The sequence below is a fragment of the Bradyrhizobium sp. CIR18 genome (assembly GCF_014198295.1).
In the GTDB taxonomy this organism is placed as follows: Bacteria; Pseudomonadota; Alphaproteobacteria; order Rhizobiales; family Xanthobacteraceae; genus Bradyrhizobium.
Genome location: NZ_JACIHF010000017.1, coordinates 1 through 26,231, shown reverse-complemented (window position 1 = coordinate 26,231; position 26,231 = coordinate 1). Strand labels below are relative to the sequence as shown.

The 26,231-nt window shown below is 63.4% G+C and carries 18 protein-coding genes; 9 read left to right on the top strand and 9 right to left on the bottom strand.

Translation table 11 applies throughout. The features are described from left to right. Positions 1 to 216: 216 nt before the first annotated feature. Positions 217 to 1,875 (bottom strand): ABC transporter substrate-binding protein, encoded by a 1,659-nt coding sequence (locus GGD65_RS34055; RefSeq protein ID WP_183238093.1) that lies wholly within the window; start codon positions 1,873 to 1,875, stop codon positions 217 to 219. Positions 1,876 to 2,074: 199 nt separating this feature from the next. Between GGD65_RS34055 and GGD65_RS34050 the strand changes: the two genes are divergently transcribed. Continuing rightward, positions 2,075 to 3,670, top strand: coding sequence for an ABC transporter substrate-binding protein (locus GGD65_RS34050; protein ID WP_183238092.1), 1,596 nt, complete (start codon positions 2,075 to 2,077; stop codon positions 3,668 to 3,670). Positions 3,671 to 3,992: 322 nt separating this feature from the next. On the opposite strand, the gene GGD65_RS34045 is transcribed toward GGD65_RS34050, so the two are convergent. Beyond that, the gene (locus GGD65_RS34045) at positions 3,993 to 6,224 is read right to left on the bottom strand and encodes a CHASE2 domain-containing protein (protein ID WP_183238091.1); all 2,232 of its coding nucleotides are present in this window, start codon (positions 6,222 to 6,224) and stop codon (positions 3,993 to 3,995) included. Positions 6,225 to 6,301: 77 nt separating this feature from the next. Continuing rightward, a complete protein-coding gene (locus GGD65_RS34040; RefSeq protein WP_183238090.1) occupies positions 6,302 to 11,623 on the bottom strand; it encodes a VCBS domain-containing protein in 5,322 nt (1,773 codons plus the stop codon). A 621-nt stretch (positions 11,624 to 12,244) separates the two neighbouring features. On the opposite strand from GGD65_RS34040, the gene GGD65_RS34035 reads away from it, so the two are divergent. Both GGD65_RS34035 and GGD65_RS34030 read left to right on the top strand, forming a co-directional pair. Then, positions 12,245 to 12,976, top strand: coding sequence for a transglutaminase-like cysteine peptidase (locus GGD65_RS34035; RefSeq protein WP_018321351.1), 732 nt, complete (start codon positions 12,245 to 12,247; stop codon positions 12,974 to 12,976). A gap of 168 nt (positions 12,977 to 13,144) precedes the next feature. Continuing rightward, entirely contained in the window at positions 13,145 to 14,257 is a 1,113-nt protein-coding gene (locus GGD65_RS34030; protein WP_018321350.1) for a lysozyme inhibitor LprI family protein, read from the top strand. 213 nt (positions 14,258 to 14,470) lie between these two features. Here the strand turns inward: GGD65_RS34030 and GGD65_RS34025 are convergent, their stop codons facing one another. From GGD65_RS34025 to GGD65_RS34000, 6 genes are all read right to left on the bottom strand, one after another. Further along, positions 14,471 to 15,670, bottom strand: coding sequence for an ABC transporter substrate-binding protein (locus tag GGD65_RS34025; protein ID WP_018321349.1), 1,200 nt, complete (start codon positions 15,668 to 15,670; stop codon positions 14,471 to 14,473). Between the two features lie 105 nt (positions 15,671 to 15,775). Continuing rightward, the gene (locus GGD65_RS34020; RefSeq protein ID WP_183238089.1) at positions 15,776 to 17,614 is read right to left on the bottom strand and encodes a long-chain fatty acid--CoA ligase; all 1,839 of its coding nucleotides are present in this window, start codon (positions 17,612 to 17,614) and stop codon (positions 15,776 to 15,778) included. Between the two features lie 91 nt (positions 17,615 to 17,705). Then, positions 17,706 to 18,494, bottom strand: a complete 789-nt coding sequence (locus tag GGD65_RS34015) for an ABC transporter ATP-binding protein (protein WP_018321347.1) — start codon at positions 18,492 to 18,494, stop codon at positions 17,706 to 17,708. Positions 18,495 to 18,497: 3 nt separating this feature from the next. Next, a complete protein-coding gene (locus GGD65_RS34010) occupies positions 18,498 to 19,256 on the bottom strand; it encodes an ABC transporter ATP-binding protein (RefSeq protein WP_018321346.1) in 759 nt (252 codons plus the stop codon). Continuing rightward, positions 19,253 to 20,404: a branched-chain amino acid ABC transporter permease gene (locus GGD65_RS34005; protein WP_183238088.1), complete on the bottom strand. Its 1,152-nt coding sequence runs from the start codon at positions 20,402 to 20,404 to the stop codon at positions 19,253 to 19,255. The genes GGD65_RS34010 and GGD65_RS34005 overlap by 4 nt, the downstream gene beginning before the upstream one ends. Before the next feature lie 5 nt (positions 20,405 to 20,409). Beyond that, on the bottom strand, positions 20,410 to 21,285 hold the full coding sequence (locus tag GGD65_RS34000) for a branched-chain amino acid ABC transporter permease (RefSeq protein WP_018321344.1): 876 nt from the start codon (positions 21,283 to 21,285) through the stop codon (positions 20,410 to 20,412). Between the two features lie 262 nt (positions 21,286 to 21,547). On the opposite strand from GGD65_RS34000, the gene GGD65_RS33995 reads away from it, so the two are divergent. The 6 genes from GGD65_RS33995 (at position 21,548) to GGD65_RS33970 (ending at position 26,018) form a co-directional block, all read left to right on the top strand. Then, complete coding sequence (locus GGD65_RS33995) at positions 21,548 to 22,297, top strand: ABC transporter ATP-binding protein (RefSeq protein ID WP_026202537.1); 750 nt, start codon at positions 21,548 to 21,550, stop codon at positions 22,295 to 22,297. After that, positions 22,294 to 23,820 (top strand): permease, encoded by a 1,527-nt coding sequence (locus GGD65_RS33990; RefSeq protein WP_183238087.1) that lies wholly within the window; start codon positions 22,294 to 22,296, stop codon positions 23,818 to 23,820. The genes GGD65_RS33995 and GGD65_RS33990 overlap by 4 nt, the downstream gene beginning before the upstream one ends. A gap of 83 nt (positions 23,821 to 23,903) precedes the next feature. Beyond that, the gene (locus GGD65_RS33985) at positions 23,904 to 24,158 is read left to right on the top strand and encodes an AbrB/MazE/SpoVT family DNA-binding domain-containing protein (RefSeq protein ID WP_018321341.1); all 255 of its coding nucleotides are present in this window, start codon (positions 23,904 to 23,906) and stop codon (positions 24,156 to 24,158) included. Further along, a complete protein-coding gene (locus tag GGD65_RS33980; RefSeq protein WP_018321340.1) occupies positions 24,155 to 24,559 on the top strand; it encodes a type II toxin-antitoxin system VapC family toxin in 405 nt (134 codons plus the stop codon). Before GGD65_RS33985 ends, GGD65_RS33980 begins: the two co-directional genes overlap by 4 nt. Before the next feature lie 59 nt (positions 24,560 to 24,618). Beyond that, complete coding sequence (locus tag GGD65_RS33975; protein WP_183238086.1) at positions 24,619 to 25,431, top strand: MBL fold metallo-hydrolase; 813 nt, start codon at positions 24,619 to 24,621, stop codon at positions 25,429 to 25,431. Between the two features lie 65 nt (positions 25,432 to 25,496). Further along, positions 25,497 to 26,018, top strand: a complete 522-nt coding sequence (locus GGD65_RS33970) for a hypothetical protein (protein ID WP_026202535.1) — start codon at positions 25,497 to 25,499, stop codon at positions 26,016 to 26,018. Positions 26,019 to 26,231: the final 213 nt, after the last annotated feature.

The following is a 26,231-nucleotide window of genomic DNA, read 5'->3' as shown; positions in this document are numbered from 1 at the left end:
AAGAAGGTGGCATAGGCCGCCTCCGGCGGCCGTTTTTAAGTCGACGCCGAAGCGAAGCTTCGGCTCCGGCGCCGGATGAGGGGTTCTACCCGCGGATACAGCGTTATCGGATGAGGGAAAGGGCCACTCGCGGAGAGAGACCCCTCACCCGGCTTCGCTGTCGCGAAGCCACCCTTTCCCACAAGGGGAGAGGGTGCACTGTTCGTGTGGTGCGAACTACTTCATCGACACCAGCGAGAAGTCGATGAACCAGCTCTTCGGCTGCACGACGCCGGTCACCTTCGGGCTCATCGCGCGGGGGCCGACGTCGTGGGCGACGTACAGGAAGGCGGCATCGTCGACGGAGGCCGCGTGCAGCTCGGCGAGCGCGGCGTCACGCGCGGCGGGATCGAAGGTCTGTCGCGCCTTCTTCACCAGCTCGTCGAACTTGGGATTGTTGATGAAACCCCAATTGTTCGAGACCGGCGGCGCCATGCCCGATTGCAGGAAGCGCACCAGCGCGAAGAACGGATCCATCGCCGCATAGGTCACGTTGGTCGCGTGCGAACCGTTGGCCGAGGGATCCTTGGCGCCGCGGCGCCAGTTGGTGAACAGCGTGTTCCATTCGATGACGTCGAGCTGCACATCGAAGTAGCATTCGGCAAGGGCCTGCTGGAGATACTCGTTCATCGGCAAGGGCTGCATCTGGCCCGAACCCGAGGCGGAGGTCTGCGTCTTCACCGTCAGCTTCTTGTTGGGGCCGAAGCCGGCCTCCTGCATCAGCTTTTGCGCAGCCGCCTTGTCATACTTGATCTCGAAGCTCGGCTTGCCGCGCCAGGGATGGCCGGGCTCGAAGGTGCCGGTCGCCGGCACCATCAGGCCGGCGAGCAGGCCGTCCTTGAGGCCTTCGCGATCCACGCAAAGGTTGGCGGCCTTGCGCACGCGGATGTCGTTCCAGGGCGAACCCTCGACGCGGGAGAACTGCCACGGCCAGACATGCGGCTGCTCGTTGGCGTAGAGCTTGAAGCCGCGCTGCTTCAGTTCGGGCAGCGCGTCCGGAGCCGGCGCCTCGACCCAGTCGACCTGCCCGGAGAGCAGCGCCGCGGTGCGTGCGTTGGCCTCCGGCATCGGCAACAGCACCATCTTGTCGACCTTGGGCACGCGCGCCTTGTCCCAATAGCTCGCGTTCTTCACGAGCTCGAGCCGCTCGCGCGGCGTGAAGCTCGCCATTTTCCACGGGCCGGTGCCTGCGGCGTCCTTGGCGAAGGCCGTCCACGCCGCCTGCGATTTGGCCTTGGCGTCGGCGCCTTCGGCCTTGTCGTAGAAATGCTGCCACTTCGCCGGGCTCGCCATGAACAAATTGGTGAGGTTGATCGGCAGGAAGCTGTCGGGCTCCTTGGTGGTGAGCTCGACCGTCATGTCGTCGATCTTCTTCGCAGAAGCCAGCGTCGGCATGCGCGAGGCCGTGACGCCGACCTGGCTGGCGTCGAACTGCGGCGCGTCCTGCTTCAACACCTTCTCGACGTTCCACACCACGGCATCCGCATTGAACGGGGAGCCATCATGGAAGGTCACGCCGGGGCGCAGCTTGAAAACCCACTTGGTCTTGTCGGCATCGTCGACCTTCCACTCGGTGGCAAGGCCGGGAATCACCACGCTCGCCTTCTCGGCGGAGGACAGGTCCCAGCCGGTCAGCGCGTCGTACATGGTGAGGCCGGTGAAGCGGTTGCCTTCGAAACCCTGATCCGGCTGGCCCAACGTGCGCGGAATATCGGCAGCGGTCATGCCGATGCGCAGCACGGTTTCGGCACTGGCCTCGCGCGGCCATGCAGCCACCGTCGTTAGAGCGAGCACCGCGATCAATGCCGCGCGCGTGTTCTTCTTCTTAGTAAGCATCGCCTCAATCCTTTTCCGGCTTCGATGACTATTTTTGATGCAATCGTATGCAATGGCTATGCCAAAGAGAAACTTATTCTGCGATTTGGCCCTGCGACGACAAGTCCTTGTAGCCCGCAGGCGGGTGCACGCGCCGCGCTGCCTATTCTGGCATCAAGATTGCAAGTTCGGTCCCGAAATCCCCTGGGAGCTTTGGGCCATGCGTGTTCGTCTATCGATTTGTCTCGCCGTGCTTGCGCTGGCGTTGTCCGCAATCTCGGCGCGCGCCGAAACGGTGGTGCGCTACGGCATCTCGATGGCCGACATTCCGCTCACCACGGGTCAGCCCGATCGCGGCGCCGGCGCCTATCAGTTCACGGCCTACACGATCTACGATCCCTTGGTCGCCTGGGAGATGGATGTCGCCGACCGGCCTGGCAAGCTGGTGCCGGGGCTCGCCACCGAGTGGAAGGTGGATGATGCCGACAAGACCAAATGGCGCTTCACGCTTCGCAAGGGCGTCAAGTTTCACGACGGCAGCGAGTTCAACGCCGACGCCGTGATCTGGAATCTGGACAAGGTGCTCAACGACAAGGCGCCGCAATTCGACAAACGGCAGAGCGCGCAGGTGAAGACCCGCCTTCCCTCCGTTGCGAGCTACGCCAAGGTCGACGATTTCACCGTGGAGATCACCACGAAGACGGTCGACTCCTTCTTCCCCTATCAGATGCTGTGGTTTCTGGTATCGAGCCCTGCGCAGTACGACAAGCTCGGCAAGGATTGGGACAAGTTCGCCAGCCAGCCCTCCGGCACCGGCCCGTTCAAGCTGACCAAGCTGGTGCCGCGCGAGCTCGCAGAACTCAGCAAGAATGTGGACTACTGGAATAAGAAGCGCATCCCGAAGGCCGACAAGATCGTGCTGGTGCCGATGCCGGAAGCACTGACCCGCACCAACGCGCTGCTTGCGGGACAGGTCGATCTGATCGAGACGCCGGCGCCGGATGCCGTGCCGCAACTGAAAGCGGCCGGCATGAAGCTCGTCGACAACGTCACGCCGCATGTCTGGAATTATCATCTCAGCGTGCTGCCGGGCTCGCCCTGGACCGATATCCGCCTGCGCAAGGCGCTGAACCTCGCGATCGACCGTGACGCCGTGGTCGGGCTGATGAATGGCCTTGCCAAGCCTGCCAAGGGCCAGGTCGACCCGTCGAGCCCGTGGTTCGGCAAGCCGGGCTTCGAGCTGAAATACGATCTGGCTGCAGCGAAGAAGCTGGTCGAGGAGGCCGGCTACTCCAAGGCCAAGCCACTGAAGGCCACCTTCATCATCGCGCAAGGAGGTACCGGCCAGATGCTATCGCTGCCGATGAACGAATTCCTGCAGCAGAGTTTTAAAGAGATCGGCATCGACATCGACTTCAAGGTGGTCGAGCTCGAAACGCTCTATACGCACTGGCGCAAGGGCGCGGCCGACGAGATCAACGCCGGCATCACCGCCAACAACATCGCCTACGTCACGTCAGACCCGCTTTACGCTATCGTCCGCTTCTTCCATTCGGGCCAGATCGCGCCTGTCGGCGTCAACTGGGGCGGCTACAAGAATCCGAAGGTGGATGCTCTGATCGACGAGGCCAAGCAGACGTTCGACAGCGCCAAGCAGGACGAGCTGCTGGCGCAGGCGCACGCGCTGATCGTGGACGACGCCGCGCTGGTCTGGGTCGTGCACGATACCAACCCGCACGCGCTGTCGCCAAAGATCAAGCAGTTCGTGCAGGCCCAGCACTGGTTTCAGGATCTGACGACCATCGGGATGGAGTGAGGGGCCAACGCAGGTGTCGTAGGGTGGGCAAAGCGCAAGCGTGCCCACCATTTCTACATTGCCGAGCAAGATCGTGGGCACGGCGCTACCGCGCCTTTGCCCACCCTACGAGAGTTGATATTTGGTGCTCACGCATCAAAACTCAGCTGTCGTCCCGGGCAAGCGCAGCGCAGACCCGGGACCTATAACCACAGGGAGTGGTTTGGCGAAGACTCGGAGTTACCCGCTCGCTGCCGTAACCACTCCCTGTGGTTATGGGTCCCTGCGTTCGCAGGGACGACAGCGAGTGTGAGGCGTTAGCCGGGACTACACGCTCGAAACACTACTTCGTCAGCAGCGCATAGGCCCCGGTCCAGCCTTCCGGCGGCGGGTTGAGCTGGAAATCCTTGATCCTCGCCTCGTAGAGCCTGAACAGCTTCTCCAGCGTATCGGCGTCTTCGCTGTGACGGCCGCGTTCGATCGCATCGAGTGCGCCCTGCCAGTCGCGGCCGCGGTAGCAGCCGAGCATCTCGATGGTGATGTTGCGCAGGCGCTGGAAGGCGCCTGAGTGCATCACGTCCTCGCGCCCGGCGATGGCGTAGATCACCTCCGGCTCGGTCTTGCCCTTGACCATGATGAAGTCGAGCTCGAGGATCGCGAACCTGTCCTTGGCGGCGAGCGCGGTGCGAGAGCCGACGATGATGGGAAAGCCGTATTCCTTGGTTTGCCCTTCGAGACGCGATGCCAGGTTCACGCTGTCGCCGAGCACCGAGTAGTTCTTCTTCAGGTCGGAGCCCATGTTGCCGACCACGCCGATGCCGGTGTTGAGGCCGATGCCGACATTGAGCGGGATGTAGACGCGGCCGCCCTCGGCGGCTTCCTGCTCGCGCTCCTTGTTGACCGTGTCGATCTGCTCCAGCATCTGGATCGCGGCCTCGCAGGCGTTGATCTGGTGCTCGGCATCGTCGAGTGGCGCGTTCCAGAACGCCATGATGGCGTCGCCCATATATTTGTCGATGTAGCCCTTCCGCTCGATGATGACGTCGGTCAGCGGCGTCAGGAAGCGGTTCATCAGCTCGATGAGCCCTTGTGGATCGTGCTTGTAGCTCTCCGAGATCGTCGTGAAGCCGCGCACATCGGAGAACATGATCGTCATCTCGCGCTCCTCGCCGCCGAGCACGAGCTTCTCCGGCGATTGCACGAGTTGCTCGACCAGCACCGGCGACATGTATTGCGCAAATTGCCCGCGAATCTGCACGCGCTGCCGCTGTTCGCGCACGAAGCTCGCAAAGATCAGCGTCAGGTAGACTGCGGTGGTCGACAGCAACGGGTAGGTGAAGTCGATGAGATAGCGGTACTGTGCGTAGAAGAACCAGGATACGCCGACCAGGATCGCGGCGAAGGCCCCACCCGCAAGCACCAGGCGCACCGGTCCGAGATTCGGCGTGAATATGATCACCAGCAGGCCGATGATGAGCGCGGCGAGCAGCTCGACGCCGAGTGCGTAATTTGGCTGCGAGATCGCCGCGCCGCTCAGCACGCTCTCCAGCACCTGGGCGTGGATCTCCACGCCCGGCATGGTCGAGGATACCGGCGTGGTCTTGATGTCGTTGAGCCCGGCCGCGGAGGTCCCGACTAGTACCAGCTTGCCGGCGAATTTGCTCGGCGACACGCTGTTGTCGAGCACGTCGGCCGCGGAGACGTAGATCGAGGGATCCCGGCGGGCGTAGTGCACCCAGAACTGGCCGTTCTTGTCAGTGGGGATCTCGACGCCCTTGAGACGCACGGCCCGCACGCCGGTCTTGTCGGTCCTGACCAGCAGCGTCGGCGTGCCCGTGACGACCCGCAGGATCTCGAGGCTGAGCGAGGGCATGATGTTGCCCTGGGCGCGCATGATCATCGGCACGCGGCGGATGAACCCGTCCCGCTCTTTCCTGATCGAAAACAGGCCGCGGCCGGCAGCAACCCTCTCGATGATCGGCACGTTGCGCAGCAAGCCTGGAAATTCGAACAGGAAGCGTTCGGCGCTCTCCTCGCCCACGGTCGCCACCCCCGTGAGCGGAAGTGATTTATCAAGCTCGGTCAAAACCTCGGGAAGCCCGGTCTCGCCCAGCACCACGCGCGAGCGCTTGATCGCATCGGAGAGTATCTGGTCGTTGCTCGGCAGCTCGCGCAGCTTGGCGCGGGTGGCATCGTCCAGATAGCGCATGTGGCTCGCGACCAGGTCCGGGTTGAGCCGGTCGGGTTCCGAGAACACGACGTCGAAGCCGATCGCCACCGCGCCGTTGTTGGTGAGGTTCTGGATCAGGTCGGCGATGCGCGTGCGCGGCCACGGCCATTGTCCGAGCCTGGCGAGGCTCTTGTCGTCGATGTCGACGATGGTAACCGGCCGCGCCGTCTTATGGCGAGGATCGATCAGCTGGAACATGTCGAAGGTGCGCAGCCGCAATTCCTGGATCGGCGGCGGGTCCCACAGCCGCGCGCCGGCGAACACGACCAGCAGCGCAAGGCACATCAGCCGCGCAAAGCCGAACTTTCGCGCAAACCACCGTCGCAGGATCTTGAGACGTTTCATGCTGGTGGAATATCACGCTTTGACGACGAGCGGCAGCTCCGACCTGGTGTGCCAACGATCGGCTTCGCCCAGGGGTGTCAGGAATGCACTATGAAGTCGCTCGCCTGAAGACTGACACCCTTGACGAGGATGGTGTTCGCCGCATCGAGCGTGATCAAAGTATCCGTTCCAGACGCAGCCACGTGCTGAGCCATCCAGTCGGACACGCTGGCGGTGGTCACGACGGCCGACAGGTCGATGTGGTCCTGATTGTGCGTGAAATCCAGAATGATGTCGCGATTCGAATTGGCCGCGAACACGAATTGATCCTGATAGCCCGTCCCGAACAACACATCCTTGCCATCTGTGCTGGCGAGGGTCACCGGGCCTTGTTCGGCCAGATTGAAGATCAGGTTGACCGTATCGCTCGCACCGTGGCTGTCGGTGACGGTGATCGCCAGCTTATCCGTCGCAGGCCCACCCGGGCTCGGCTCGGCGTATGTCAGATATTGAAGGGCCGAATTGACGCTCGCCAAGGTATCGGACGTCGATGCTGGCTCCACATATGTGCCCGAATCCGCCGCCGCAGTGAGTGTGAAGGTTTCATCGGGAGCAGCGTCGGCATCGGCGACGGTGATGCCATGGACGAACACCATGTCGCCTTCCTGCGTGACGTAAATCTGGTCGACGTCGATCACCGGAGCGTCGCTCTCGTCCGCGCCGGTCACGTCCACGGTGAGGGTGGCCGTGCCGGTTGCACCGTGCACATCCGTGGTCTGGACCGTGAAAATATCCGCGTAGGAGCCGTCGGCCAGCGCGTTGATCGCGGCGGCGTTCGGAACGTAGCTGTAGCTGCCATCGGGATTGACCGTCAGCGTCCCGTAGAGTCCGCCAGCTGTCGTCGCCGCATGGTGATCCGCATTGATGACGGCATAGGTCAGCGTCGCCGTCTCGCCGGTATCGACATCGTTGCCCGCCAACGTCCCGGTCAGATCGCAGAAGGTGTCGTCGGCCGTCGTATCCTCGAGCGGTCCGATGTGGAGATCGGCCAGCGTCGGCGCGTCGTTGCTGCCGGCGATGTTGACGGTAACGACTGCGCTCGTGCCAGCGCCCTCGGCATCCGACGGAACGATCGTGTATTGCAGCGACAGCGTCTGGCCGGCGGCGAGGAAATCGAACGCCTGCCCGTGCGAATTGAAGGTCCAGGTGAACTGCGTATGAGTCGCGGTGCCGTCGAGGATATCACCCGAGGGGACAGTGAGATCCGCGAGGAGGTCGGCATTCGACAACCCGCCGACGCTGCCCGTTTGCAGCACGCCGTCGAATGTAACCTGTACCTCGCTGACCGCCACCGTGACGTGATCGGTCGCATCGACGTCGGAGACCACCAGCACGCCATGCGCGAGCTGGCCGGCATTGGTTTCCACCAAATCGGCAACGGCGCCGCCCGGCCCGGAGGTGCTGCTTGCCCAGTCCGCATCGCCCGCGATGGCGAGGCTCTTGGCGGGGTTGACCGCATTGGAGGCCGTGGTCCCACCGCCGTCGGCGAGCTGGTAATACGCGGCCAGATTGGCCTCGTTGCCGGTGAGCGCGGTGAAGTCGATCGACTGGATCTGAGCTTGCGTCAGCGCGGTGGTCCAGACGCTGACATCGGCGATCGAGCCGGTGAAGCCCTGCGCCCCGAAGCCGGGGGCGTACCTGTCGCTTGCGGCCCCGATCATCATGTAGGACGGATCCTGGCCGCTGCCGACCGCGTTCACGCCTCCACTGTGGGAGTAGACGGCGTTCCCATCGACAAAAAGCGTGAAGGTACCCTGATCGCGCGTCAAGGCGAGGTTATGCCATTGCCCTGCAGTGAGCGCGAAGCCGGTATCCAGGATATCGACGCCTCCCTCGAGAATTTCGATCTCCAGATTGCCGCTGACGACGGTACCGATAAGACCGAAGCCGGCTGTCGAGGTATTGCCGTTGTAGAACAGGACCTGGCCGTCGGGCGCAGCGGCTCCGTTCCAGTTTACCCAGCCATCCAGCGTAACCCCATCGGACGCGACGGTCGGCACCTCGCCGACCGCGATGGTCTGGCCGTCGAAGTTCATGTAGTCCGACGTGACATAGGACACCGCCGGCGCATCATTGGTGCCGGTGATCGTGACGGTAACGTCCTGGCTGATCTTGCCGCCATGCTGGTCGTCGAGCGTAACGGTGTAGACCTGGGTGATGGTCTGCCCTTCCGCCAGCGACTGCAGCACGGGATCGTTGTTGTCGAGCGTGAAGTGCCAGCCCAACGTCGCACCGTCGTCGTTGTCGCTGCCGGATTCGGACACCGCATCGATCGTGAAGGTGCCGATATGCGAGCTGGCGCCGAAGCCCGGCAGGTCCGAGCTGACGGACGAAGATTTGAACGACCATGCCGCCGTGTGGGTGTCGGTCAGGTCCAGATCCTGGATCGCCAGCGTGCCGTCGGCCGTGAGCGAGGCGCACTCATCCTCGGTCACCGCGCCCGTCGCTGCGGCGGCATCGCTCGTGATCGTCGGTGCATCATTGACGCCCGTGATCGTGACAGTGACGTCTTGGCTGACGGTACCGCCATGATGATCGTCGAACGTAACGGTGTAGACCTGCGTGATGGTCTGGCCCTGCGCCAGCGACTGCAGCATTGCATTGCTGTTGTCGAGGGTGAAGTGCCAACCCAGCGTCGCGCCATTGCTCGTGTCGGTATTGTACTCCAGCACCGACTGATCGATCGTGAACGTGCCGATGTGCGTGCTGTCGGCATCGAAGCCCGGCAGAGCCGAGCTGATGGACGACGACTTGAACACCGCCTGCGCCGCATGGGTGTCGATCAGATCGAGGTCTTGAATCGCCAGCGTGCCGTCGATCGACAGCGTCAGGCCCGCGTCCTCGACGACATGACCTGTCGCCGCCGCGGCACCGCTGGTGACGGTCGGCGCGTCGTTCTTGCCGGTGATGACGACCGTGACGTCCCGGGTGACGGTCCCACCGTGATGGTCGTCGATCCTGACGGTATAGACCTGCGTGATGGTCTGCCCTTCCGCCAGCGACTGGAGCACCGGGTCGTTGTCGTCGAGCGTGAAGGTCCAGCCCACTGACCCGCGGGAGCTGGCGCCCGGGCTTTCATTCACTGAGCCGAGGCTGAACGTGCCGATATGCGAGGCGCCGTCGCTGAAGCCGGGCAGATGCGCGCTCGAAATCGTCGACTTCAGCGAAAAACTCGCGGTGTGGGTGTCCGTGAGATCAGGGTCGTTGAATGTGATGGTGCCGTTGGCGGCGAGCGTGGCCGCCGTATCCTCGGTCACCGCACCGGTCGGCGTGGTCAGATCTTCGACGATCGTCGGCACGTCGTTGGTGCCCTCGACATTGACGTCCGCACCGTCGATGGACACGGTAACCGGCGTGCTGACGACACCGCCGTGCCCGTCATCGACTTGCACCACGTAGTTGAGGGTCAGCTTCTCGCCTTTGGCGAGGAAATCGAACAGATGGTCGGGAACGCTGTAGGTCCAGGTGGCCGAACCGTTATTGCTGTTTCCAGCGCCCTGTACCACGGTCAGCGGCACCTCGACGGCGGCGATCGCCGCGAGCTGCTGCGGCGTCAGCGTCGACGTGATGTCGTGGCCTTGCGCATCGAGATATTTGAACGGCTGGGTCGACGAGAGCGCCGCGCTCACGATCGGGCGGTCCATCAGATCGACGTCGGTGAAGGTGACGGTGCCCGTGATGGTATCCAGAGTCTCGTTGCCGGTCCCGACCTTCTCGATGACGGTTCCGCCCAACGTCGCGACGGTGGGCTTGTCGTTCGTTCCCGTGACCGTGATGGTGATCGGGATGAACTTGGACTCGGGATTGACTGCGAAATTGGTGTCGACGCGGACCATATAGGTCAGCGTCAGCGTTTCGCCGGCCGCGAGGAAGTCGAAGACTTTGTCCGGGATCGTGTACGTCCAGACCGCCGAGCCGTTGTTATTGTTGCCGGCGTCGGGGGCGACGTTGATCTGGATCTGGGTCGCCGCGATGTCCTGCTTCTGGAGCGCCGAGAGCGAGCCGGTGACGTCGTGCTGGCCGGCGTCCTTGTAGACATAGTTCGGCGCTTCGGCGAGGCTGATGCTCACCGTCGGCCGGTCGCCGAGGTTTTGATCGACGAATCTGATCAGGCCGGAAATCGTATCGGAATGCGTGTCGCCGGTGGTGTCGGCACGCTCGGTCAGCGCGAACGCCGACTTCACATTGCCGCCGGCGTCGAAGCTCTGCACAATCGGCTGGCCGGGGATACGCACGATGGGCGGCGTGGACGTGCTGGGCGCCTCCGATCCCTGCGGATTGAGATTGACGAATGTCGCGGTCGCGACGGCGCCGCCCCCCGACTTGAACACCACGTCCAGGCTCATCGGCGTGAGCGTGTCGGTGAAGTTCGTGGTCAGCTTGGTGTTGGTGTTGTTGTCGGTGAACTTCAGCGTGAACACGTCCGTGATCAGCTTCTGAACATCCGGCGACATCAGCGCATTGGAGATCGAGACGTTGCCGCCGCTGATCTGGATCATCTGGCCGGCCTGGTTGACCGTCGCGATCGGCAGCAGCGTGACCTTGTCGAACAGGATGTAGGAGCCCGTCGTGCCGTTCGGTTCGACCAGCACCTGGAAGCTCGCCTGCGGCTGCGGATCGCCGCCACCGGCGGGAACGACGAAGTTGATCTGGGTCAGCACGGCGGTGCCGCGGATGCCCATGGTGGCAACCGGCGTGTCGATCTTCATGTCACCGTGCTTGGCGGTCTCGCCGGCGACGAAGGTGATGGTGCCGGCGACGAGGCTCAGCAGCGAGGAGTTGCTCGACCCGTTGGGGTCGTAGACCATCTCGTTCAACACCATCCGCGCATTCGAGGACAGGCCGAACACGGTGCCGTCGATGAAGGTGATGCCGAGCGTGGAATCCGCGCCGGTCGAGACCACGTCACCCTTCTCGACGTTGTCGCCGTTGTTCAGGATGACCGAGACGCCGTTGCGGATCGCGGTCGCGCTGCCCACGAGCTTGGTGACGTGGCCGATGACCTGGGCCGCGGCAGCGCCGCCGGGGGCGGCTTGAGCGACCTGGACATGGCCCGTGAGCACGTTGACGATTTCGCCGGTGAGATGGGCGCCGTCGGGGGAGGCGAGCGCGGCGCGCTTGTCGCCCCTGAAATAATCGTGAACGACGAACTCGTGCCCCTCGTGGGACAGCACGAGATCGAGACCCGCGCGCTTGAATTCGCCGTTGAAGATCAGGTTGGGGTCGGGAACAACGAACGCGCCCTCGGGCACGTGGCCCTGCGCTTTCGCCGTAAAGGAATCGACATGAGCGCCGCCGGGCGAACGGGAACCCTGGCCGTCCAAAGGAATCGCGGCGTCAAATTGGCCAGCGTAGTTCAACCGGGCACCGTAAAAAGGGTTAAAATTTAAGTAAGTATCGACCGCCTAAGCTTGCATAGCATTAGCAAGTCCTTAGCGATACCATCTATTGCTTGTGTGATTTCGCATCACTTGGCCCCAGGAAACCCCACGTCTTGGCGTCGCTCCAGAGAAGCGAAAGTAACCTTTTAAATATTCGGAAGTCGAATTCGGCCTGTTTCCACGCATTTCCAATCATCCAAAGTAACCTGCCGTATAGTCAAAGAGCAGATACTTGCGTCATCTTACCGTCGCGAGGTCCCGCAGCATCCTGCGGCAAATACGCACTTAAATCTGTGACCTAACTAACAGAACCCCATGAAATAGGGGGTCGTTAGCCATAGGACCCAGATTCGGCACTTCCACAACCTATGTCTGCAATTGGCTCGATTTCGCGGCGAACTGACACCTCCTAGCCGGCGAATCGTAAAATTTTACGCAATTTGGACGAGCCTGTTTCAGCCTGTTCCCCGGATTTGGAACCCCAGCCGGGCGCGTTAAGCAGAACAAAACAGCCCGTCTCGCACTATCTCCGCGAAAGCAACAAAGCCTGGCGCGTTCAGGTCGAGGGGGACTTGGACCGAAGCCGGAAGGGGATGTCAGATGGAGACCGCTGCTCGCTCGCGCGCCTGGCGCGCAATCCTTGTCCTGTGCGGATTGGTCCTGTGTGGGTCGGCCGCCGAGCTTCGCGCCGGCACGCTGCTGTCGCCGGGCGCAGGCCTACTCGTGCGCAAATCCGCCGAGCCGTTCGGCGTGTTCGCCTTCGCCATCTCCGCCGGCAGCCTGCAACAGAAATGGCTCCTGCTGAAGGACAAGCTCGACGGCGACATGGTGCAGCTCGCGCTATGCGACGGTGACCGCGACAATTGCGCTTCGCCGGCGGCCCTGAAGCTGCTCGCCATCGTCGACCAGGCCCGCGCCCGCGACGGCCGCGCCCGGCTCGGCGAGACCAACCGCGCCATCAACCTTGCCATCCGGGCCGCCAATGACGGCATCGACGACGTCTGGAGCTCGCCGCTTGCGACCTTCTCGCGCGGCGCCGGCGACTGCGAGGACTATGCCATCGCCAAGCTCGCCGCGTTGCGGCTGGCGGGCGTGGCCGCCGAGGATCTCCGCATCGTCGTGGTGCGCGACGTCAGGGCCGGCGAGGAGCATGCGGTTGTCGCCGCGCGCCTCGATGGCCGCTGGCTGATGCTCGACAACCGCCGCATGGCGATGGTCGAGGACGACGCTGCGCGGAGCTACCAGCCGCTGTTCGCGCTCCATCGGTCGGCCGTGATGAAATATGTCGACGAACCGATGCAGGTCTCGATGATGGCCGTCGAGGCGCGCTGAGCCATCTTGTAGTCCGGATGGAGCGCAGCGAAATCCGGGGCGCGGTCGCTTATCGCTCGAATCCCGGATTACGCTTCAGCCGGGCTACGAACCTCGGTTCACCAAAAACCCATTCCACGACGCGATCCGGACGGCTAGCATGGCCACGGCTTTGCGGGGGCGACGGGAATGCGGTTCATCGTGCTGACTGTGATTGCGTTGCTGGCGCTCGCCTCACCCGCGTCAGCGCAGTCCGACCGCTCCATCGCCGATCGGCTGCCGCTGTTCGCCAAGAACAACTGCCAGCAGATTCGCGACCCCGGCAATCAATTGTTCTGCGGTGATGCCGCGCTTGCCGCCGCCGCCGAGAAGCTGAACACCGCGATCGAGGCGCGGCTCGCCCGGCTGCCCGATCGCCTTCCCGCGATCGAGGAGAATGCGATCTGGATCCGCCAGCGCAATCTCGGCTGCGGCATCGTCGGCCAGACCGCGATCCGCCCCGACGATTTCGAGCGGGTAAAGGCGTGCCTGCTCAAGGTGACAGAGGAGCGCGCCGCGATCCTGCGCGATCCGGATTTCGACTGCCTCGCTGCCAACACCGCGGCGGGCGCGGTGATCTGTGCGGACCCGTCGCTGGCACTCGCCGAAACGGAGCTCAATGGCCAGGTGCTCGGCCTGATCGGCAAGCTGGACCCGACCGCGGCGCGCTTTGCCTTCGCCGAATATGGCAGGTGGACACGAGAGCGCGATCGCAAATGCAATCTGGTCGGCAAGGAGAACGTGCCGCTCCAGGAGCTCGAATCCGCAGAGGATTGTCTCTCCGACCATCTAAAGCACAAGGCCGACGAGATCCGCACGGCAAAGGGCGACCCCAGAAAGGTGTTCGGCCGGCAGGTCGCGGCCCGCATCCCCGACACCGACGCGGTCGACTTCTGCGCGGCGCGGATCCATGCGGCCAATTCGTGCGGCCACTTCCTCCGCATCAACCGCGTCTACGCGCTCGACAGCCAGGTGACCGAACAGGAGGCGCAGGTCACCGGCGAAATCGAGATGGCGGTGCTGGCGCCCTTCACCATGTGCAGCAAGGTCGCATCCAGCTGCACCGGCACCTGCTGGGACGCTAGGACGGGCCTCCCGCAGCCGAGCGCCGCCAACAAGGAGCGTTCGGCAGAAGCCTTCAACGTGACGCGTCGCCTGAGGATCCAGCGCACTTTTGCGTTCGTCAAAGCCGCCGACGGCTGGCGCTGCCGCGAGGACGAGTTGGCACCGGTGAATTCGGGGACGGCGAGCGGGGGATCTTGAGTTTCGCTCAGCTTGGCGAGCTTCTTCCTTCTCCTCTTGCGGGAGAAAACGCCGAAGCCAAGCTTCGGCTCTGGCGCCGGATGAGGTGTTTTTCCGCTCGCTAGGCTATTCGTGAGGATAGAGACCCCTCACCCGGCTCGCCGCTTTGCGGCGATCCACCCTCTCCCGCAAGGGGAGAGGGTGCACCGTTCGTGTCGCGAGAGCCGCCCTTCATCAAAACATCAGATTGTCCTTCACCAGCACCCAACGGCCGTTCTTCACCTGCTGCACCTGGGTGACGGTGGTGGCGAGATGGTTGGTCTTCGAGAACACGGTCGGCGGCGAATTGAAGATATCCTGGAACTTGTCGCCGGACTCCAGCGCGTCGAGCATCTTCTGGCCAGTGAGATCCTTGCCAGCCTTGTTGGCATAATGCGCGAACGTCATCACCGCATTGTAGCCGATGATCGCCTGCGTGTTGGCGTCGGCGTTGAACATCTTCTTGTAATTGACGAGCCAGTCCTTCACCTTTCCCTTCGCGGTGTCTTCGTAGGGGATTTCGAAGTTCGAAGCGGCATACAAGCCTTCCACCACTTCCTTGCCGAGCGCCGGCACTTCGAGCACGTTGACGGGCGTGGCACCGAGGAAGGTTACCTCCCAGCCGAGCTTCCTGGCCTCGGTCATGGTGCCGATAGGCTCACGGAGGACCGCGCCGAGCACGACGAGGTCGCAGCCGTCGGACTTCATCTTGGCGACCTGCGCCGAGAAGTCGGAGGCGCCGCGCTTGTAGCTCGTGATCGAGGCCGGCTGCACCTTCATGGCGGCGAGCTGCTGGTTGAAGCCATCGAGCACGTTTTTTCCGTACTCGTCGTCCTGATGCATGATGCACGGCTTCTTGAAATTCTTTGCCTCAATCATGTATTTGAGCGCTGCGCGCGTGCTCTCGACATAGGGCAGGAGGTTGTTGAACTTCAGCCGCTCCTGCGGCTTGGCCGCATCGAACTTGAAGGTGAACTCGGCCGCCGTCAGCGGGAAGAGCTGAAGCACGCCGGCGTCGAGCAGGATATCCTGCGCAGCGAGCACGGTCGGCGATCCCATTGGTCCCACCATCGCGAAAATCTTGTCGCGCTCGATCAGCTTTTGCGAAGCCAGCACAGCTTTCTTCGGATCGTAGCCGCTATCCTCGACGACAAGCTTGATCTTGCGACCCTGGACACCGCCCGCCGCGTTGATCTCCTCGACCGCCATCTTCATGCCGTTGGAGACCGGCACGCCCCAGCCCTTGATCGGGCCCGACAGGTCCTGATGCGTGCCGATGACGATCTCGGATGCCGAGATGCCTTCATTGGTGACCTTGGTTTGAGCGGCGGCCGGCAGACAGGTCAGCGCAAGGGCGCTCACCGCCAGGCCCAGCGCCTTCAGCGATTTCGACATTGCAGTCCTCCTTCGGTGGCCCGTGTTGAGCGAAGGATCGGGCCTCTCAAGCCTTCGCCGTTTTCTCAAATCCATCTCTCTTGAGCATGATCCTCCGGATCTTGCTCAAGCAACCGCGCGCTCGCGATACATCGCCTCGATCTCGGCGGCGTAGCGCTTGTTCACGAAGCCGCGCTTCAGCTTCATGGTCGGCGTCAGCTCCTCGTCCTCAGGCGTCAGCTGGCGCTCGATCAGGTAGAACTTCTTGATGGTCTCGACGCGGGCAAAATTGCCGTTGACCTGCTCGATCTCGCGCCCGATCAGGTCCTGAATCTCGGTCGCCCGGCACAGGCTCGCGTAATTGGTGAAGGGAATGTCGTGGTCCTGGGCGAACTTCTCGACGTTCTCTTGGTCGATCATCACGAGGCAGGTCAGATACGGCCGCTTGTCGCCGATCACGACCGCATCGGAGATGTAGGGCGAGAACTTGAGTTGGTTCTCGATCTCGGACGGCGTGATGTTCTTGCCGCCGGAGGTGATGATGATGTCCTTCATCCGGTCGGTGATGCGGACAAAGCCTTCATTGTCGATGGTGCCGACGTCGCCGGTGTGCAGCCAGCCGCGCTGATCGATGGTCTCGGCGGTCTTCTCCGGCTGGTTGAGGTAGCCCATGAACAGGAAGTCGCCCTTGATCAGGATCTCACCCTCGGGCGACAGCGTGACCTCGCCCCAGGGCACGGCGGTGCCGACCGAACCGAGCTTGATCCGCGTCGCCGGCATCATGGTGGCGACACCGCAATTCTCGGTCTGGCCGTAGAGCTCGTGCATGTCGATGCCGAGCGCGAGATACCAGCGGATCAGCTCCGGCGCGATCGGCGCTGCGCCGGTGAAGGCGACGCGGCAGCGATCGAGCCCGATCATGCGGCGGATATTGCGGAATGCGAGCCGGTAGGCGATCCGGCTTGCGAGGCGCAACGACAGCGGCGGCGACTTGCCTTCGATCCGGTAATCGACCATGCGGTAGCCGATGCCGATGGCGCGGCGATAGACCCATTGCTGCAGCGGGGTCGCATCCTTCAGCGCGATGGTGATGGCGGAGTAGAATTTTTCCCAGATGCGTGGGACCGCGAGGAAGACGGTCGGCTGCACCTCGCGCAAATTGTCCGGCACGGTTTCCGGGCTCTCGGCGAAATTCATCACCGAGCCGAGAGCGACCGAGATGTAGTAGCCGCCGATGCGCTCGGCGACGTGGCACAGCGGCAGGAAGATCAGCCTGTCCTCGTCCTCCTGCGCCGGAATGAAGTCATTGGCGTGACGCATCTGGTGCGTAACGCTGCGGTTGGCGTGCATCGCGCCCTTGGGCGGACCGGTGGTGCCGGACGTATAGACCAGGATCGCGAGATCGCCGGCGCCGCGGCTGTCGATCATCTCCTGCCACAGCGCCTCGCGGCCGACCATGTGATTGCGGCCGAGCGCGCGAAACTCGTCGAGCGACATCACCATGTCGTCGGAGAAGCCGCTGAGGCCCTCCATATCGAACACGATGATCTTCTGCAGGCTCGCGCAGCGCGAGCGGCAGGCGAGGATCTTGTCGAGCTGCTCCTCGTCCTCGGCGAAGATCACTTTGGTCCGGGAATCGTTGATGAGATACTCGACCTGGGACGACGCGTCGGTCGGGTAGATGCCCGAAGCGACGCCGCCGGCGCACAGGATACCCATGTCGGCATGGACCCATTCCGGCACGGCGTTGGCGATGATGGAGGCGACGTCGCCGGGCATGAAGCCGGAGGCGTGAAGCGCGTAGGCGATCTCTTTCGATATCGCGAGCCATTCGCGCCAGCTGGTCGGCTGCCAGATGCCGAATTTCTTCTCGCGGATGGCCGGCCGATCGCCCCGCATCTCCGCGGCGCGCAAGAAGCTCTTCGCGATCGTATCAGCGACCGTCAGCACCGCCGGTCGGGCCATGCACGTCTCCTCCTTGTCGCCTGCCTCCGCTGCCTGCCTTGCCGGCGGTCTTGATTGCGGATGGCAAGCTCATCTTACTGCCAGCTCTTCCTCACCGCCACGTCTTCTTCTTTTTCCAGCGCCGCTCGCCTCGCGCACCCGCTTCCTTGGCGCCAAGGTAGAACTCCTGGATGTCCTGGGAATGCATCAAGCGGTCGCAGGTGTCGTTCATCACGATACGGCCGATCTCCAGCACATAGCCGTAATGCGCCGTCTCGAGCGCCACCTTGGCATTCTGCTCGACCAGCAGGATCGACATGCCCTGCTCCTCATTGACGCGGCGGATGATGGTGAAGATCTCCTTCACCAGCAGCGGCGACAGGCCGAGCGAGGGCTCGTCGAGCAGCAGCAGCGTCGGCCGGTTCATCAAGGCGCGGCCGATCGCCAGCATCTGCTGCTCGCCGCCCGAGAGCTGGCCGGCCGGCTGGTTGATGCGCTCCTTCAGCCGCGGAAAGTAACCATAGACGCGATCGAGATCCTCCGCGACGCCGGCGCGGTCCTTGCGCGGATAGGCCCCCATCATCAGGTTCTCGCGCACGGACAGGAACGGAAACACCTCGCGTCCCTCCGGCACATGGCTGAGGCCGAGCCGCACGATCCGGTCGGCCTCCATGCGCTGGATCGGCTTGCCCAGGAATTCGATCGAGCCCTTCTGCGGGTCGAGAATGCCCGAGATGGTCTTCAGTACCGTGGTCTTGCCGGCGCCGTTGGCCCCCAGCAGGGTGACGATGCGGCCGCGCGGCACTTCCAGCGAGATGCCGCGGATCGCCATGATCGGCCCGTAATAGCTCTCGATGTTGGAGAGTTTTAAGATGATCTCGGGCGTGACAGCGGCAACCATGCGTCAAGCTCCCAGATACGCAGCGACGACGTCGGGATGCTGCTGGACTTCGGCGGGCGACCCCATCGCCAGCACCCTTCCGTAATTCAATGCGATGACGCGATCGGAGACGCGGTTGACCAGCGACATGTCGTGCTCGACCATCAATACGGTGACGCCGAGCTCGCTCTTCATGTCGCGGATCCAGAACGACATGTCGTCGGTTTCCTCGACATTGAGGCCGGACGATGGCTCATCGAGCAGGATCAGCTTCGGCTCCGAGCACAGCGCGCGCGCCAGCTCGATCACCTTGCGCACGCCGTAAGGCAGGCCGGAGATCAGCTTGTCGCGATAGGGTTCGAGGTCGAGGAATTCGATGACCTGCTCGACCCTGCGGCGATGGACCTTCTCGTTGGCGCGCACGCTCGGGAGGAACAAGAGCTCCTGCCAGAGCTGCGTGGTCGAATGCCGATGGCGGCCGACCAGCAGGTTGGACAGCACGGTCGCATTCTCGAACAGCTCGATGTTCTGGAAGGTGCGGGCGATGCCGAGCTTGGCGATGTCGTAGGGCGGCTCTTCGGTGATATCCTGATCCTCGAAGAAGATGCGGCCCGAGGTCGGCCGGTAGATCCGCGAGATCAGGTTGAAGATCGAGCTTTTGCCCGCACCGTTCGGCCCGATGATCGAGAGGATCTCGCCCTTCTCGACCGCGAAGGACACCGCATCGACGGCCTTGAGTCCCCCGAAATGCAGCGACAGATTTTCGGCGCGGAAATAGCTCATCGGTTCCGCTCCGACTTCACGTAGATCTTCTGCCGCTTGAAGGTGGCGCGCTTGTAGAGCGGGAACAGCTGGAAGAAGAGTTTTATCTTGAGCCAGCGGCCGTAGAGACCGAGTGGCTCGAACAACACGAACAGCACGATGATGATGCCGTAGATCGCGCCCTTGAGGCCGTTGAGCGAGGCGAAGGCCGCGACCTTCGACTGGATGTTGCCGGCGGTGGCCGGGCCGGCGCCGAACGTCGCCGCGATCCCGGCGATCAGACCGGGCATGTCGTCCTTGAGATAGGTCAGGAACGGATCGATCATCACGATGAAGATCGCCCCGAGCACCGCGCCGTGCAGGCTGAAGGTACCGCCGATCAGGATCACGATGATGAATTCGATCGAGAGCTGGAGCGTGAACATCTCCGGCGAGATGAAGGAAAGCTTGTGCGCGAACAGCACGCCGGCAAAGCCGGTGATTGCCGCCGAGATCGCAAAGGACTTCACCTTGTAGAGCGCGACGTTGACGCCCATGCTGCGTGCCGCCGTCTCGCTGTCGCGGATCGCGACGAAGGCGCGGCCCGTCGGCGAACGCAGCAGGTTGAGCGTGCCGACGATGGTCAGCACCAGCACCGAGAGGCAGAGGAAATAGAAGGTGGGGCTGTCGCGCGGGACGGTGACGCCGAGCAGCGACAACGTCTTCACCCGCATGCCCTCGTTGCCGTGGGTGACGCTTTCCCAGCGCGCCAGGATCTCCTCGACGATCAGGGCAAAGGAGATGGTGGCGATGACGAGATAGATGCCGGTCAGGCGCAAAGCGGGAAAGCCGACCATCGCGCCGATGATGCCGGTCAAACCTCCGGCGGCGAGGAAGTAGATTGGGAACGGCACGTTGTACTTCTGCAAGTATGCCGCCGTGTAGGCCCCGATGGCGAGGAATGCAGCGTGGCCGAGCGAGGCCTGGCCGGTAAAGCCGGTCAGGATCAGCAGCGCGACGCCGACGATCGCATAGATGCAGACGAAGACGAGCTGGCTCATCAAATAGCTGGAGAGCACATAGGGCGCGATCAGCAGCAGTGCGAGCAGGATGCCGTACGAGACCAGATAGCCCGAATGCGGGAACAGCTTGATGTCGTCCTCATAGTCGGTCTTGAACAGGAAGCGCATGGCGTTCAGACTTTCTTGCGGACGTGGTGGCCGAACAGGCCTTCGGGCTTCAAGAGCAGCACCGCGAGCAGCACGAGGTACGGCGCGACATCCTTCCAGCCTTCGGGCAGGTAGAAGCCGGCCATGCTCTCGATCACGCCGATCAGGACGCCGCCGACCACGGCGCCCGGGATCGAGCCGAAGCCGCCGAGAACCGCGGCGGGAAATGCCTTGAGGCCAAGCACGAGGCCGACATTGGAATGGATGAAGGTGATCGGCGCCAGCAGCACGCCGGCGCAGGTCGCGACCGCCGCGCTGATCGCCCAGACGATCGACACCACGCGCTTGACCGGGATGCCCATGTAGTAGGCCGCGAGCATGTTCTCGGAACTGGCGCGCATCGCGGTGCCGAGCGTGGTCTTGTTGAAGAAGAGATAGAGCAGCGTGCACAGGATCATCGTCGCCGCGATCACCGACAGCTTGTCGTAGGCGAGCACCAGCGAGCCGATGCGGAGCACGCCCTGGCTGAACGGCGTTTCGATCTTCAGATCATCGGTCCCCCAGATCATGCCGGCGACCGAGCGCAGGAAATAGCCGAGGCCGATGGTGGCCATGATGATGGAGAATTGCGGATAGCCGAGGATCGGCCGCACCACGACGCGCTCTGCCAGCATGCCGAACAGCGCCATCGCGGCCACCGCACCGGCAAAGCCGATCCAGTAGTTCAGGCCCATCATGCCGATAAAGGTGAAGGCGAAGAAGCCGCCGAGCATCATCAGATCGCCCTGGGCGAAATTGACGACCTCGGTGGCCTTGTAGACGAGCACGAAGCCGAGCGCGATCAGGCCGTAGACGCAGCCGAGCGCAACACCGCTGACCAGCTGCTGAACGAAATCCAGCATTGACGCGCGTCCTCCCGATACAGCCGGCGGCTCTTCCCGACCGCCTTGCCGCATCTTGTGTCCAGTCGCTACGCAGTCGTTTCGCTGCGTTAGCGCCATTTGTCCGGAACCAATTCAGCCTGAACCGCTCCTTACTGTCAACAAACGGTGACTTGCCATTAGTCGAAACCGGATGGCGGAATTTGTGGGCCGTAGATTCACGGTGCCGAAACATCTTGGGATCATGGTCGCGAGCGATGCAAAACCGGATAGTGTGGGCGTCATGAAGCGGGACAAGTCGGCGCTGGAAGTCCTGGGGTTAACGAAGCGTTTTGACCGTCTGGCGGTCGACAGCCTCGATCTCACCATCCACGCCGGCGAATTCTATGCGCTGGTCGGCCCCAACGGCGCCGGCAAGACCACCACTTTGCGCATGGTCGCGGGCCTGCTGCGGCCCGATGCCGGCGCGGTCTCGATCTTCGGCATCGATGCGCTCGAAAATCCCGTCGCCGCCAAGCAGGTGATGGCGTGGGTCTCCGACGAGCCGATGATCTACGACAAGCTGACCCCGCTCGAATATCTCGAATTCGTCGCCGGCCTCTGGGGCATCGCGCCGTCGGTCTCGGAGCCGGTCGCGCAGGACCTGCTCGGCTCGCTCGGCCTGGAGCCGCACCGACACGAGCGCTGCGAAGGCTTTTCCAAGGGCATGCGCCAGAAGGTCGCGCTCGCCGGCGCGCTGGTGCACGATCCCCGCCTCATCATTCTCGACGAACCGCTGACGGGGCTCGATGCCGTCTCCGCCCGCCACGTGAAGGGCCTGCTCAGCGAACGTGTCCGCGCCGGCTGCACCGTCATCATGACCACGCATATTCTCGAAGTCGCCGAGCGCATGGCCGACCGCATCGGCGTGATCGCTTCGGGCCGTCTGGTGGCCGAGGGCACGCTAACCGAGCTGCGCCAGCAGAACGGCCATGCCGATACCAGCCTGGAGGATCTCTTCATCGCGCTGGTGACGCTTCCGGAAGCCGCATGAGCTCGGCCACCGCGCTCTCCTGGTTCGCACGCCACGAGCTCCGGCTCGCCTGGCGCGAATGGTTCGCCATGATGACCGGCGGACGGCGCAAGCGGGCGCGCGCCGCCGTCATCGGCCTCATCTGCTTCGCCGCGCTGCTGCACCTGCCGGCCTGGGCGGTGATCGGCCGTTTCGCCGATCTGCAGCTGCCGCTCGACAAATCCTCGCTGATCGTGATCTCGGCGACGATCTTTCTCGCCTGGACCTTGATGCTGTCGCAGGCGATCGAATCGGTGACGCGGGTGTTCTACGCCCGCGCCGATCTCGACCTGATCATGTCCTCGCCGGCGACGCTCGCCAATCTGTTCTCGGTCCGCATCGCCGCGATCGCGCTGACCGTCACCGCGATCGCGCTGCTGTTCTCGACGCCCTTCATCGACGTGCTCGTGATCGGCGGCGGCGCGCGCTGGCTCAGCGCATTCGGGGTGGTCGTCGTCATGGGCCTCTCGGCCGCGGCGGTCGCGATCGCCGTCACCATCCTGTTGTTTCGCCTGATCGGCCCGGCGCGCACGCGCCTGATCGCCCAGATCCTCGCCGCGATCATCGGCGCCGGCTTCGTCATCGCGCTCCAGATCGCGGCGATCATGTCCTACGGCACGCTGTCGCGCTTCACCATCCTGACCTCGGGCAGCGTGGCCGCCCATGCCCCCGATGTCGAGAGCATCTGGTGGTGGCCGGCGCGGGCGGCGATGGGCGACAGCGAAGCGCTGCTGCCGCTCCTGGCGCTCGCTTTGGTGCTGCTCGGAAGCGTCATGGCGATCTTCTCGCACCGCTTTGCCGACACGGCGATCGATGCCGCCGCTTACGGCACCTCCGGCAACAGGCGCGCGAAGGAGCGCCCGTTCCGCGCCGGGTCGCGGCAGCAGGCGCTGCGGCGCAAGGAGTTCTCGCTGCTCTGGCGCGATCCCTGGCTGATCTCGCAGACCCTGATGCAGCTGCTCTATCTGGTGCCGCCGGCCTTGCTGCTCTGGCGCAATTTTGCCGACAGCTCCGCGGCGCTGACGCTGATCACGCCGGTCGTGGTGATGGCGGCCGGACAGCTTGCCGGCGGACTGGCCTGGCTGACCATCTCGGGCGAGGACGCCCCCGACCTGGTGGCGACTGCGCCGCTGACGCCATCCGCCGTCATCCGCGCCAAGATCGAGGTGGTGCTGATCGCGATCGCCGTCATCTTCTGCCCGCTGATTGCCGCACTGGCCTTCGCCGCACCGATCCAGGCAGCAGTGAGTGCCGGCGCGATCATCCTCAGCGCGGCCTCCGCGACCGCGATCCAGCTCTGGTTCCGGGTGCAGGCCCGGCGCAGCCAATTCCGCCGCCGCCAGACCTCGTCGCGGCTCGCGACCTTCGCGGAGGCGTTCTCCTCGATTGGCTGGGCCGCAACCGCGGCACTGCTGCTTGCACTCCCCATCGCCGGCCTCATTAGTGGCCTGATCACCGCCAGCCTCGTTGCGATCACCTGGAAGTTCAGCCCAAGGCGGGACTGAAGGCGTGAGAGGCGCCTTGCCTGCCTCACTTGAAAGTAAGGCTAAATTACCTTACCTATCGGCTATCAAGAATTGAGGATCCCATGGGCACGCTTACTGTCACGGCAAAGGGGCAGGTTACGCTGCGGAAGGATCTCCTGGAGCACCTCGGTGTGCATCCCGGCGACAAGATCTCGATAGAGAAGCTTCCGGGAGGGCGGGTTGAGGTGAAGGCAGCTCGGCCCGTCGGAAAGATTTCGGACGCCTTCGGTTTCCTGAGAGGAAAAACGAACGGTCGATCATTGTCGATCGAGGAGATGAACGAAGTCATTGCTGACGGCTGGACCGGCAAGCGATGAAGATAACGCCCGACACCAACGTGTTGGTGCGCGTTCTGGTCGGGGATGACGCCGAACAGAGCAAGGTGGCCGAAGCCCTTCTCAAGAAGGCAGACCTCATAGCCATCTCGATTCCCGCACTGTGCGAACTGGCCTGGGTTCTCTCTCGAGGCTACAAAACTTCGGCTGAGAATATCTCGGCTTCGATCCGGCATTTGATCAATGCCTCCAATGCGGTCGTCGATCGGCCGGCAGCCGAGGCTGGATTGTCGTTTCTCGATGCCGGGGGCGATTTCGCCGATGGCGTCATCGCCCATGAAGGCAATTGGCTTGGAGCCGACACTTTCGTGTCCTTCGACAGGAAGGCCGTGAAACTGATCGAGGCAAGCGGCGGATTGGCGCGGCTGGCCGGCACCACATGACGCGAGGATGATTCGTCGATACACTCAGCAGATCGTCGATGAGCGGCGGACGGTTCTGCATGTTTCGACCATTGCTGACGGCTCTTGCGTTTCTCAGTTGGCTGGCCGCCCCTGCCCTCGCCCAGCAGCCACAGCGCAGCGAATGCCTGGCGATGGCCAACGCGGCCCCGCGTATCCTGCCGGTGGCGTTCCGGCCGGCGGCCGGCACAGGCGGGGTCGAGATCACCTATGCCGGCCATTCCACCTATTTCATCGACACGCCCGGCGGCCTGCGCATCGCGACCGATTATAGCGGCGCCTATCAGGTCGGACGACTGCCCGACGTCGTGACCATGAACCGGGCCCACAGCACGCACTACTCGCTGTTTCCCGATAAGCGCATTCCTCACGTGCTGCATGGTTGGGGCGAGGACGGCAAGCCGGCGATCGTGTCGGAGCGCATCAGTGACGCCTTCATCCGCAATGTCACGACCGACATCCGCCGCTATTTCGGCGATGATGCCGGCGCCGACATGATCCGCGACGGCAATTCGATCTTCATCTTCGAGGTCGCGGGGCTCTGTATTGGCCATCTCGGCCACCTCCATCACAAGCTCGACGACAGCCATTTCGCCCAGATCGGACGGCTCGATATCGTGATGGTGCCGATCGACGGCACTTACACCATGTCGCTCGAAGGGATTTCTGACATCACCAGGCGCCTGCGCGCCTCCGTCGTGCTGCCGATGCATCGCTTCGCCACCCCGCTCGACGATTTCATGCGCCGGATCGGCCAGCAGTTCGAGATCGACCGGCGCTCCGAGCGGTCGTTCCGCATGTCGCGGGATGCGCTGCCGTCGAAGCCGACGGTGATCATCCTCGACGGGGTCTGACGCGCAATTTTCTCCAAGCCGGCGGTCGGCCGGTCGTGCTGATCTGTCTGAAACAGGAGATCGACATGACCGACTTTGCCAGACTCTTGCACGCGGATGGACCGAACCCCGAGCACGCGGCGGCGCTGCAGCTCTATGGCCGCTTCGTCGGGGATTGGGTTGCCGAGATCACCGCCCATGGGCCCGGCGCAGCGAAACACACGGCAGCCGGCGAGATCCATTTTGGCTGGGTGCTGGAGGGCCGCGCCGTCCAGGACGTCTGGATCATCCCGCGCCCCGCAGGCAGCCCCGACTTTCCGATTGCGGGCAATTGGTACGGCACGACGCTGCGCGTCTACGATCCGACCATCGCTGCGTGGCGGATTTCCTGGTTCGATCCCGGACGCAGCGTCTTCCGGCAGCAGATCGGCCGGCCGCGCGGCGCCGACATCGTGCAGGAAGGCACAACGGAGGCCGGCGAGCTGACGCGCTGGAGCTTTACGGAAATCACCGACGATTCCTTCCACTGGCTCGGCGAGGCCAAGCCGGCCGATGCAAGTGATTGGCGGCTGATGGTCGATGTGAAGGCGAAGCGGCGCAGGGCTTAGGCCGATTGGATTTTGATTGAAACGATCCGGCGGCAAACTCGCTGCAACCTCTCCCGCTTGCGGGGGAGGTCGGCGCGTAGCGCGGGTGGGGGCTTTCTCCGCATCTGGAATGTCCCATTGCGGAAGCACCCCCACCCCAGCCCTCCCCCGCAAGCGCAGGGGAATCGCATATGGGTTTTGTCTAGCTATTGCATTGGAAGGCAAGACGGATTC

Bases quoted from the DNA above. Each gene is read 5' to 3' on its own strand.
- GGD65_RS33970 (WP_026202535.1), top strand. From the start codon at position 25,497: ATGACCGACTTTGCCAGACTCTTGCACGCGGATGGACCGAACCCCGAG.
- GGD65_RS34015 (WP_018321347.1), bottom strand. From the start codon at position 18,494: ATGGTTGCCGCTGTCACGCCCGAGATCATCTTAAAACTCTCCAACATC.
- GGD65_RS34020 (WP_183238089.1), bottom strand. From the start codon at position 17,614: ATGGCCCGACCGGCGGTGCTGACGGTCGCTGATACGATCGCGAAGAGC.
- GGD65_RS34035 (WP_018321351.1), top strand. From the start codon at position 12,245: ATGGAGACCGCTGCTCGCTCGCGCGCCTGGCGCGCAATCCTTGTCCTG.
- GGD65_RS33985 (WP_018321341.1), top strand. From the start codon at position 23,904: ATGGGCACGCTTACTGTCACGGCAAAGGGGCAGGTTACGCTGCGGAAG.
- GGD65_RS33990 (WP_183238087.1), top strand. From the start codon at position 22,294: ATGAGCTCGGCCACCGCGCTCTCCTGGTTCGCACGCCACGAGCTCCGG.
- GGD65_RS34055 (WP_183238093.1), bottom strand. From the start codon at position 1,875: ATGCTTACTAAGAAGAAGAACACGCGCGCGGCATTGATCGCGGTGCTC.
- GGD65_RS33995 (WP_026202537.1), top strand. From the start codon at position 21,548: ATGAAGCGGGACAAGTCGGCGCTGGAAGTCCTGGGGTTAACGAAGCGT.
- GGD65_RS34050 (WP_183238092.1), top strand. From the start codon at position 2,075: ATGCGTGTTCGTCTATCGATTTGTCTCGCCGTGCTTGCGCTGGCGTTG.
- GGD65_RS34045 (WP_183238091.1), bottom strand. From the start codon at position 6,224: ATGAAACGTCTCAAGATCCTGCGACGGTGGTTTGCGCGAAAGTTCGGC.
- GGD65_RS34010 (WP_018321346.1), bottom strand. From the start codon at position 19,256: ATGAGCTATTTCCGCGCCGAAAATCTGTCGCTGCATTTCGGGGGACTC.
- GGD65_RS34005 (WP_183238088.1), bottom strand. From the start codon at position 20,404: ATGCGCTTCCTGTTCAAGACCGACTATGAGGACGACATCAAGCTGTTC.
- GGD65_RS34030 (WP_018321350.1), top strand. From the start codon at position 13,145: ATGCGGTTCATCGTGCTGACTGTGATTGCGTTGCTGGCGCTCGCCTCA.
- GGD65_RS34025 (WP_018321349.1), bottom strand. From the start codon at position 15,670: ATGTCGAAATCGCTGAAGGCGCTGGGCCTGGCGGTGAGCGCCCTTGCG.
- GGD65_RS34000 (WP_018321344.1), bottom strand. From the start codon at position 21,285: ATGCTGGATTTCGTTCAGCAGCTGGTCAGCGGTGTTGCGCTCGGCTGC.
- GGD65_RS33975 (WP_183238086.1), top strand. From the start codon at position 24,619: ATGTTTCGACCATTGCTGACGGCTCTTGCGTTTCTCAGTTGGCTGGCC.
- GGD65_RS33980 (WP_018321340.1), top strand. From the start codon at position 24,155: ATGAAGATAACGCCCGACACCAACGTGTTGGTGCGCGTTCTGGTCGGG.